Annotated in this window: 9 protein-coding genes; 8 read left to right on the top strand and 1 reads right to left on the bottom strand. The window is 50.6% G+C overall.

What is annotated here, in order from left to right; translation table 11 throughout:
* The first annotated feature begins 158 nt into the window (after nucleotides 1–158).
* From FC43_RS04890 to FC43_RS04880, 3 genes are read left to right on the top strand one after another with little or no spacing between them, the layout of a single operon-like run.
* Nucleotides 159–530 carry a GntR family transcriptional regulator gene (locus tag FC43_RS04890; protein WP_056954576.1) on the top strand — a complete coding sequence of 124 codons (372 nt, stop codon included), beginning with the start codon at nucleotides 159–161 and terminating at the stop codon, nucleotides 528–530.
* Nucleotides 523–1,392: an ATP-binding cassette domain-containing protein gene (locus FC43_RS04885; protein ID WP_056954574.1), complete on the top strand. Its 870-nt coding sequence runs from the start codon at nucleotides 523–525 to the stop codon at nucleotides 1,390–1,392. The genes FC43_RS04890 and FC43_RS04885 overlap by 8 nt, the downstream gene beginning before the upstream one ends.
* On the top strand, nucleotides 1,385–2,083 hold the full coding sequence (locus FC43_RS04880; RefSeq protein WP_056954572.1) for a hypothetical protein: 699 nt from the start codon (nucleotides 1,385–1,387) through the stop codon (nucleotides 2,081–2,083). Before FC43_RS04885 ends, FC43_RS04880 begins: the two co-directional genes overlap by 8 nt.
* Before the next feature lie 145 nt (nucleotides 2,084–2,228).
* Here the strand turns inward: FC43_RS04880 and FC43_RS04875 are convergent, their stop codons facing one another.
* Nucleotides 2,229–3,575, bottom strand: a complete 1,347-nt coding sequence (locus FC43_RS04875; RefSeq protein ID WP_056954570.1) for an FAD-dependent oxidoreductase — start codon at nucleotides 3,573–3,575, stop codon at nucleotides 2,229–2,231.
* Between the two features lie 201 nt (nucleotides 3,576–3,776).
* On the opposite strand from FC43_RS04875, the gene FC43_RS04870 reads away from it, so the two are divergent.
* The 5 genes from FC43_RS04870 to FC43_RS04850 all read left to right on the top strand — a co-directional run bounded on the left by FC43_RS04870 (nucleotide 3,777) and on the right by FC43_RS04850 (nucleotide 10,123).
* Nucleotides 3,777–4,439, top strand: a complete 663-nt coding sequence (locus tag FC43_RS04870) for a metal-dependent transcriptional regulator (RefSeq protein ID WP_056954567.1) — start codon at nucleotides 3,777–3,779, stop codon at nucleotides 4,437–4,439.
* An 86-nt stretch (nucleotides 4,440–4,525) separates the two neighbouring features.
* A complete protein-coding gene (locus FC43_RS04865; RefSeq protein ID WP_056954565.1) occupies nucleotides 4,526–5,200 on the top strand; it encodes a phosphatase PAP2 family protein in 675 nt (224 codons plus the stop codon).
* 118 nt (nucleotides 5,201–5,318) lie between these two features.
* On the top strand, nucleotides 5,319–6,272 hold the full coding sequence (locus tag FC43_RS04860) for a LacI family DNA-binding transcriptional regulator (RefSeq protein ID WP_019206791.1): 954 nt from the start codon (nucleotides 5,319–5,321) through the stop codon (nucleotides 6,270–6,272).
* Nucleotides 6,273–6,493: 221 nt separating this feature from the next.
* Nucleotides 6,494–7,837 carry an SLC45 family MFS transporter gene (locus FC43_RS04855; RefSeq protein WP_056954563.1) on the top strand — a complete coding sequence of 448 codons (1,344 nt, stop codon included), beginning with the start codon at nucleotides 6,494–6,496 and terminating at the stop codon, nucleotides 7,835–7,837.
* A gap of 33 nt (nucleotides 7,838–7,870) precedes the next feature.
* The gene (locus FC43_RS04850) at nucleotides 7,871–10,123 is read left to right on the top strand and encodes a glycoside hydrolase family 65 protein (protein WP_056954561.1); all 2,253 of its coding nucleotides are present in this window, start codon (nucleotides 7,871–7,873) and stop codon (nucleotides 10,121–10,123) included.
* The last annotated feature ends 29 nt before the right edge of the window (nucleotides 10,124–10,152 follow it).

Genomic DNA, 10,152 nt, shown 5'->3' with positions numbered 1-10,152 from the left:
ACCCCGTTATGGGTTATTTTTTTAAATTGTGTTGCACTTGAATTGTAAACTCTCAGCAAAAAAAGTGGCCGCCGCCCTTGCCAAAATCGTTAGTTAGTTATATAGTTAGTTACACAAGTGATTAACCGATGAACTAATCAGGTTAAGGTGGTGAAAAAATGCAATTTGAATTTGATCAATCCGCACCGCTCTATCAGCAAATTGCGGACCAACTCGCAGAAATGATTTTTACAGGGATTTTTGAGGAGGGCGAACAAGTGCCATCAACAACGCAACTATCACAGGAATTGCACATTAATCCAGCGACAGTCTTAAAGGGAATGAACCAGCTGGTGGACTTACAACTGTTAGAAAAGCGGCGGGGCCGGGGGATGTTTGTCAAGGCTGGTGCCCATCAGCGCCTGGTCGCCCAACGCAAAGAAGCCTTTTATCAGGAGTACGTCGCTAGTTTGGTGGCTGAAGCCAAGAAATTAGGGATTGAGGAAGCACACCTATTGGAATTGATTAAACGGGGGTACGATCATGAATAAGTTAACGATCCAACACGTTAAGAAGCGCTTTGGGCGCAAGCAAATTTTAAATGACGTCAGTTTTGAGTTAGCGCCAGCCAAGATCTATGGTTTGCTGGGGCGCAACGGGGCCGGCAAGAGTACTTTGCTTAATATTATGACCAACCGAATCTTTGCCAACCAGGGGCAGGTCTTGTTGGGCCAAACTCCGGTTGCCGATAATCAGGCGGCCCTGAGTGAGCTGTACTTGATGAGTGAAGTTGACTTGTTGATGAAGCATACCAAGGTCAAGGATACCTTTGCGATGGCCGAAGATGCTTATGGTCAATTTGACTTTGCCAATGCAACCCGGATGTTAAACGCGTTTGGGATTAGCGAAAAAGATACTTTGGCTAAACTGTCAACGGGGCTGCGAACCGCCGCCAAGCTAACGGTGGCGCTGAACGTTAACGCCAACTACATTTTCCTGGATGAACCGACCCTCGGGTTGGACGCCAACCACCGGGAACTTTTCTATCAAGAACTAATGCGGACCTACGAAGAACGGCCGCGGACCTTTGTAATTTCAACCCACTTGATCAGCGAAGTGCAACAATTGTTAGAAGACGTGATTATTTTGGATCATGCCACAATCATTAAGAACGAAGCGGTTACTGATTTATTGGCGAATGCGTATGAAATCAGCGGGCCCGCCGATTTAGTGGCCGAATACACGGCCGGCATGCAAATCCTGACCAGTCGGCAATTAGGCAAGATTCAAGCGGTGACGGTGGTAGCCGCCTTGGATGACCACCGCGTCTTGCCGGATCAGGTTAAATTAGCACATTTGGATTTACAAAAAACCTTTACGGCATTAACGAACGGGGGAGAAAAACATGAGTAAACAAACGTTAGCCCTAGTGAAATGGGGATTGCGGATGGTCGCGTGGGCCTTTGGGGTAGTGGTCGCCGTCTTGGTGGGGCTGCACTTGGTGAGTGGCTTGATTGCCTTGATCGGCGGCAGTCGGATGAGTTTATTTGACTTTGGCGATTTCTTGGCCGGGGAAGTTTATGGGGCGTGGAATATGGCCGTCCTGATTTTTGCCCTGTGTTTTCCGTATACGATCTTTAAGTGGGGTCTGCAGTACAATATTACCCGGCGCCATACTTGGCTGGCTAATTCCTGCCTGCTCTTGGTGTTGGTAGTTACTTCGTGGGGCTTGGCCTTACTCAAGAACCTGTTCCTTTATTCAACTCACCACTTGAGTCACTTTGCGGATGGGGCCGGTTGGACCTTGCTGACGATTTTAGTCGGGGTGGTGACCGTGGCGACGATTGGGGCTGGCTTTGCCCTCTTGAATCGGCTCTGGAAGTGGATCGTTGGGATCGGAGGACCAATTGTCTTGATCTTTATCATGGTTACCCTGGTGCGCTTCCTCTTTGTCACCTTACACTTAGATCCAGCAACCTTCTTTGGTAGCCTGCAATTCTTGGCCACCCACACGGCGGTCATGATTGGGATCTTCCTCTGGTTAGCGGTGATGGTGGCGTTAAACTACTGCTTCTTTATGAAGATGCAACTGCGCCGTGACTAATCGTAGGAAAGAGGCTGAGAAGAAACTATCTTTTCGGCTAAATCTTAGCAAGTAACAACAAAAAAGCGCTAGAAATCAACGTTTTCAGTAACGTGGTTTCTAGCGCTTTTGAATTTTTAAAACTTTTTTTCCAACTTCTTTTGAGCTATTGCTGAAGTGGGATTTGAAAAAGATCGTTCAGAGCTTCGGCCATCGTCGGGTGAGTGTAGATCATGTCTCTTAACAGTTCGTATTTTAAGTGGCCGTTCATGGCCAAGGCGATTAAGTTGATCACCTCGTGGGCTTCTTGGGCGTACAGTGTGGCGCCTAAGATTTCATGACTGTGTTGATCAACGATGACTTTGTACAGTCCCCGCTGGTCTTCCATTACCCGGGCCTTTGGAATTGCTTGGGTCTTTAATTGGAAGACTAAGACCTGATGTCCAGCGGCTTGGGCGGCCGCTTGCGTCAAACCAATCGTTGCTAGCGGCGGTGTCAAGAACGTGGTTGTAGGAATGAAGTGCCGATCCGCCGTAGACCGGGTTCCCGATCCGAAGAGCTGGTCCTTTACGATCCGAAAATCGTCCAGGGAAATATAGGTAAATTGGGGACCGCCGTTAACGTCCCCTAAGGCCCAAACATTTGGGGCGGTTGTGCGGAGATGCTCATCGACATTTATTGCCCCGGTCGGGGTCGTGGCGATGGTGGTATTTGATAAGCCCAGTTCAGCGGTATTAGGTTGGCGACCAGTGGCTACCAGTAAGTAATCAAATTGGGCCGTTTGGGTTTGGCCAGCCTGATGGTAGGTTAAGGTCACGGTATCAGTGGTGGTGGTGACTTGGCTGACCTGACTAGCTAGTTGTAAAGTTAAGCCACTGGCTTGTAAATCGGCGGTGACGGCAGTTTGGACTTCGGGCTCAAAGCCATGTAACAGTTGCTCATGTGGATCAAATAAGGTTACCTGACTGCCGTAACTGGCAAACATCGCTGCAAATTCCAAGCCGATGGGGCCACCGCCCAAGATAGCTAACCGGTGTGGCTGCTGGGGCAGTTCCATCGCCCGCTGTGAATCTAGGACCCGCTCCCCTAACTTTAAGCCCGGAATGGCCGGGATCCTTGGAGTGGCACCAGTATTGATAAAGATCCGTTCGCCACTGACCTGTTCGGTTTGTCCATCCGGCGCGGTCAGCAATAAGCTATGGTCGTTTAAAAATTGCGCGGTGGCGTTAACTACCTGGGCGCGTGGTTCATCGGCCACTAAATGGTAGTTTTTTTGGCGTAGTTGGGCGGTCATTTCGGCCCGTTTTTGGGTTGCTTGGGCAAAGGGCACTCCCTTTTGCCCGTTTAAGATCAAGTTTTTCGATGGCAAGCAGCCGACGTTGATGCAGGTTCCCCCGTACATTTGGGCTGAACGTTCGATGACTAAGACGTCCTGACCGTGGGTTGCTAAGTATTTCGCTAGGGTCTTGCCGCCCTTACCAAAGCCGATCACAATGTTAGTAAAATGTTCCATGGTTAGCATCCTTTCTGGATTTGTTAATGTTTGCGTTTAATTATAAAAAGTAAGTAAATGGTGGTCAATGATTTTGCTCAGCGGTACTAAAAAATTAAAGTTAGGTTCTCCAAACAACAGGGTTTGATGTTATGATATAATTCGTTTAACTTTACCAACTATGCATTTAACCAATACAGAAAGAGGGTTTCGGGCGAGAAAATGACGCCGATGAAAGAAGACTATCTGAAAATTATTTTTGAACTGGGCGGCGGCAAGCAGCAAGTTAGCAACAAACAAATTTCCCTGGGGCTGGGGATTGCCGCGGGCTCAGTCACGGAAATGATTACGAAATTGGATGACGAAGGCTTGGTAACCCACCAGCCCTATGCCGGCATTCAGCTTACCGATAAAGGGGTGAAGTACGCGGCCGAATTGGTCCGCAAGCACCGGCTATGGGAAACTTTTTTGGTTGATAAGCTGGGTTACAACGTCGCTGATGTGCACCCGGAAGCAGAAGTCTTAGAACACGAAACCAGTGATCGTTTGGCGACTGCGTTGGATGCCTTTTTGGCCCATCCCCAAAATTGTCCCCACGGCGGGGTAATTCCGAGTGCGGCGGGGGAATTTCGGGCGGTCAGCCACCGCCTGTTAGCGGATGCCGCGGATGGCGAAACGGTCGTCGTGGAACGCTTCTTGGACAACCACGAATTGCTGACCTACCTGTCCGAACTGGGGGTCCGCCTCTATGATCGCTTGACGATTGTTAAACACGAACCGTTTGAAGGACCGGTGGTTGTCCAGCCCGTTGCTGGTGGGGATCCCATCAGTATTTCTTACAAGGCGGCGCACAACTTATTTATCAATGAAGCGCCCGAAGCTTAAAAATTAACCAAAATCGGGGGCTGCCTGCGAAGGGCGGCCCTAGTGTGATACACTTACCAAGATAAATTAATTTTGAGGAGAAAAATATGCTGATTGAAAATGATGCCAATCGTTGGCAACGCCTCCTGGTCAGTGGGGTGCTGTTTGTCGTGGTGGGCGCGATGGTTTACAAAAATACGATGCTGATCGGGACCCTTGATTCGGTCTTACAAGCGCTGTTTACCAATAACCACCCGAACGCTACCGGGGGAATGAAGACTTTGATGACGTTGATTTCCTTTTTGGGTGAACCCAAGCTGGACTTGGTCTGGGCCTTTTTAATTGCCTTTTTGCTGTGGGGCTTTAAGTACAAGATTCCGGCCCTGTGGTCGCTAGGGGTAATCATCGGTGGGGATGCTTTGGGTACAATTGCCAAGCACCTGGTTAAGCGGGTACGGCCTGCGCAACACATGGCGGCGGACAATGGCTACTCCTTCCCGAGTGGACACGTTTTAGGGGCCTTTTTGGTGGCAGGAATCTTGATGTTGGTTGTGATTCCGCTGATTCAACGGGCCGCCGTGCGGGTAATTTGCCAATTGTTACTGATCTTTTACGTGGTGCTGTTGGCCATTTCCCGGGTCTACTTATACGCTCATTTCCCAATGGACACGGTCGGCGCGATGTTGTTAGCCTACACGTGGCTGCAAGTAGCGGAATACTTATACGTGATTATCGCGCCGCGGCTGAGCCATTGGCAGTTAGTAGCAAATTCACGATATTAAGCTTAACAAGGCTGGGGCGGCAGGCCCCGGCTTTTTTGGTATAATTGAAGAAGTGAATTTGATAGGTGAAGTTATTTCCCGGGAAATCAGGACCGGGGGATAACTGAAGGGGGAAACAATGAGTACGATTAAGGATGTCGCCAAAGCCGCGCAGGTTTCGGTTTCGACGGCTTCGCGCGCGTTGAATGACAATCCACGCATTAGTGCGGCGACGATTGCCAAGGTCAAACAAGTCGCGGCGGCCTTGGATTACCGCCCCAGTGGTCCTGCGAAGACCTTGTCCAAGGGGGAAGCCAGCGTGGTGGGAGTGATTTTTCCGGTCACGGATGAACACGCCCCGGCCAATCCCTTCCAACTCGACATTATTCGGGGGGCCAATACGGAACTGGTAGCGAAAAATTACGTGTTGGCAACGGCGATCTGTCAAGATGAGGCCAGTTTGCTAAAAAATGTCCAGGCGATGGTTGAGCAATCGCAAATTCATAACTTCTTGGTGTTGTATACGAAAGCCGACGATCCGGTCACGGCTTACCTCCGCGAAAAGGCACAAAATTTTGTGATTATCGGCCATCCCAGCCAACCGGGGGACCGCTACCTTAACAACGATAACCAACTGGCGGGGCAAAAGGCGACCCACCATTTACTAATTGAAGAGGGGGTTCGCCAGCCGCTGTTAGTGTGCTCGGGTCATCACTGGGCCTATGAAGCGGATCGGCAGGCTGGTTATCAAGCTGCTTTAGCGGCCCAGGGGGGCACCGCGCTGAGCTATGATTTGCAAAAAGATGAACCCGCCGCTTTTTTTGCGGCTCATCCGAGTGTGGATGGGATTATTGCCGTTGATGATATCAGTCTGTTGAGTTTTTATAATCAATTGCAAACGGTCACGTGGCCCAAACAATTGCCGGCGATTTGTTTTAACCGCAGTCGCCTGTTGAGTCTCGCCAGTCCGGCGGTGATTAAAGTCGATATGATGCCCCGCCAATTGGGGGCCAAGGCGATCAATTTGTTGTTTGATAAGCACCGGACGCACCAGTTGGTTGGCTTTCGGATCGTGAGCGCAAATGAAAAATAATTTTTCTTTGAAATCGGTTTATCCTAGGCCTAAGTGGGGCAAGGGGTGAACCGATTTTTGGCTTCCCAAACTTAGGCCACCGTTTGCATAATTTTTGCGCAAACGGTTGCACAAAATTGGTGGAGCTGATATATTATTATTCGAAAAAGATTTATGAAGCGCTTCCACAAATCTCTTGCAATTATTGGACCTGTTCTTATTTGAAGGAGACTGTTGTCATTATGAGTGAAAAAGCTACGAGTGCGGGGTTGCCAACCCTCTCGAGAAACATGATCTGGATGATCAACTTTGGTTTCTTGGGGGTACAAACCGCTTTTACCTTACAAAGTTCGCAAATGTCGCGGATCTTCCAAACGATTGGGGCTGACCCGAATAACTTGGGCTGGTTCTTCATCTTGCCACCGTTGGCCGGGCTGATTGTCCAACCAATTGTGGGGTACTATTCTGACCGGACCTGGGCGCCAAAGCTGGGCGGTCGGCGGTTGCCGTACCTGATTTTAGGGACCTTGGTGGCCGTAATTGTCATGATGTTGCTGCCAAATTCCGGGAGCTTCGGCTTCGGGTACGGTTCTCTCGCGGCCCTCTGGTTTGGGGCGATTACCGTGGCCTTCTTGGATTTGTCATCCAACATTGCCATGCAGCCCTTTAAGATGATGGTCGGGGACATGGTTAACGACGATCAAAAGAGCTACGCCTACGGGATTCAAAGCTTCTTGTCCAACACCGGAGCGGTCTTAGCGGCGATCTTCCCCTTCCTGTTGACGTTTTTGGGGGTTGCCAACACGGCTAAGAAAGGGGTCGTCCCACAATCCGTGGTCATTTCCTTTTACGTTGGGGCGGTCTTGTTGATCGTGACGAGTGCCTTTACGGTGTTCCGGGTGAAGGAATATGATCCGGCGACCTATGCTCGTTACCACGGGATTACGGAAAATGACAATAAGGAAGGTGGCAACTGGCTGACCCTGTTGAAGCACGCGCCAAAGGCCTTCTGGACGGTAACTTTAGTTCAATTCTTCTGCTGGTTTGCCTTCCAATACATGTGGACTTACTCGGCCGGGGCAATTGCCAAGAACGTATGGCACACGACCAATGCTACGTCGGCGGCTTACCAAGCGGCCGGGAACTGGTACGGGGTCTTGGCGGCGGTCCAATCAATCGCCGCGGTGATTTGCTCCTACATTTTGGCTAAGGTGCCAAATAAGTACCACAAGGCTGGCTACGCGACGACCTTATTGTTAGGGGCGCTGGGCTTTATCTCCGTCTTCTTTATTCACAGCCAAGGGGCCTTGATTGTTTCATACACGCTCGTCGGGGTCGCTTGGGCCGGGATGAACACCTACCCGCTGACGATTGTCACCAACGCCTTGTCTGGGAAGCACATGGGGACTTACTTAGGGCTGTTTAACGGTTCAATTTGTTTACCACAGATCGTGGCTTCCCTGGCCAGCTTCGCCCTCTTCCCGCTGCTGGGCAACTCGCAAGTCAACATGTTCTTGCTGGCGGGGTTGGTCTTAGCTTGTGGGGCCCTAAGCGTTGGCGCCATTAAGGAAACGTTTGCCGAATAATTCATGCGTTAAGTTGAGAAAGGAATTTTACCAATGAAACAAACTTTTGATATTGCACCTTGGCACGTCAAGACGACCAAGTGGTCACCTGAAGACAAGCGCCTCCAAGAATCAATGACCAGTTTGGCCAATGAAAACCTGGGGATGCGGGGCTTCTTTGAAGAAGGTTACTCCGCCGACAAAATGGAAGGGGTCTACTTAGGTGGGGTTTGGTTCCCCGACAAGACCCGGGTCGGCTGGTGGAAGAATGGTTATCCCAAGTACTTTGGGAAGATGATCAACGCGGTCAACTTCTTGAAGTTGCCAATTACCGTTAACGGCGAAGCCCTGGACTTAGCCAAGCAAACGCCAAGTGACTTCAGCCTTGATTTGGACATGCAACGCGGGACCTTTACCCGGACCTTTACGGCTACGGTCGGGGGCGCAAAGATGCGCTTCGAATTTGTCCGCTTTGTTTCGGCGGTCCAAAAGGAACTGGTGGGGCAACAAGTAACCTTGACCAACTTGAGTGACCAAGCCGTGCAACTTGAAGTTACCAGTGCCATTGATGGTGACGTCTACAATGAAGATGCGAACTACGATGAACAATTCTGGGATGTTTTAGACCGGCAAGCCAGTGGGCAACACGCATTGTTGGTTTCTAAGACCAAACCCAACGACTTTGGAACGCCGCAATTTACGGTTGCGATGAAGACGACGACGCTGACGGCCTTGCCACACACGACGGACCACGTTGCCGATAAGGAAGTCGCCAACGTTTTTGCCGGGGAATTGGCCCCGCAAACCAGCTTGACGGTAGAAAAGCGGACGGTCGTGGCGACTTCCCGCGACTTTGCGACCGAAGCCGAACTGTTAGCACGGGTCGATGAATTAACGACCAGCTTAGCGGACCAAAGTTTTGCGGACTTATTGAAGGCCCACGAAGCCGAATGGCAAGCCCGCTGGGACAAGTCGGACGTGAAGATCAACGGGGATGAGGGGGCCCAACAAGGGATTCGGTTTAACCTCTTCCAACTCTTCTCGACTTACTACGGCAATGACTACCGCTTAAACATCAGTCCGAAGGGCTTCACGGGGGAAAAGTACGGTGGGGCGACCTACTGGGATACAGAAGCCTACTGCTTACCAGTGTACCTAGGGGTTGCTGATCCAGAAATTTCGCGCAACCTCTTGATGTACCGCTACAACCAATTGGACGGGGCCTACATCAATGCCCAAGAACAAGGGCTCAAGGGGGCCTTGTACCCAATGGTGACCTTCAACGGGATCGAATGCCACAACGAATGGGAAATCACCTTTGAAGAAATTCACCGGAACGGCGACGTTGCCTACGCCATTTACAACTACACCAACTACACCGGCGACAAGTCCTACGTCTTGCACGAAGGGGCCAAGGTCTTAACCGAAATTTCGCGCTTCTGGGCCGACCGGGTCCACTACTCCCAACGGGCTAACAAGTACATGCTTCACGGGGTCACGGGACCAGACGAATACGACAACAACGTCAATAACGACTGGTACACCAACCTGCTGTGCCAATGGACGCTCAAGTACACCTTAGAAGTCTTGGCCGAAGTGGACGCCGAGGTAGCGGCTGACTTAGCGGTCACTGAAGACGAAAAGCGCCACTGGAAGTCAATCGTGGATAATATGTACCTGCCGTACGATGAAGAACGGCGGATCTTCCCAGAAAACGATGGCTTTATGGACAAGGATCTGATCCCAGTGGGTGAGATTCCAAGTGACCAATTGCCACTGAACCAAAATTGGTCGTGGGACAAGATCCTGCGTTCCCCGTACGTGAAGCAAGGGGACGTCATCCAAGGGATCTGGGACTTCATGGACGACTTTACGCCGGAAGAAAAGAAGCGCAACTTCGACTTCTACGAACAATTTACGGTCCACGAATCCAGTCTGTCGGCATCCGTGTACTCGGTCATTGCCGCTGATATTGGTTACGAAGATAAAGCGGTCGAGATGTATGAACGCTCCGCCCGCTTAGACTTGGACAACTACAACAACGATACGGCCGATGGACTGCACATTACGTCCATGACCGGGAGTTGGATCGACATCGTGCAAGGCTTCGCGGGCATGCGGGTTCGGGATGGCCAATTGCATTACGCCCCATTCCTGCCAAAGAAGTGGGATTCCTACCAATTCCGTCAGCAATTCCGCGGCCGGGTAATTGAAGTCACGGTTGATAAAGACGGGGCCAAGGCTGAATTGATCAGTGGGGAACCACTGACGATTGACCTGGCTGGTGAAAAGTTAGAATTAAAGTAATTAAGTTGAAATAAAACACGCTGTAGGCA

The sequence above is a fragment of the Limosilactobacillus ingluviei DSM 15946 genome (assembly GCF_001435775.1).
GTDB lineage: Bacteria > Bacillota > Bacilli > Lactobacillales > Lactobacillaceae > Limosilactobacillus > Limosilactobacillus ingluviei.
Note: the sequence above shows the minus strand (reverse complement) of the source record. Positions and strands in the feature narration are given on the sequence as shown.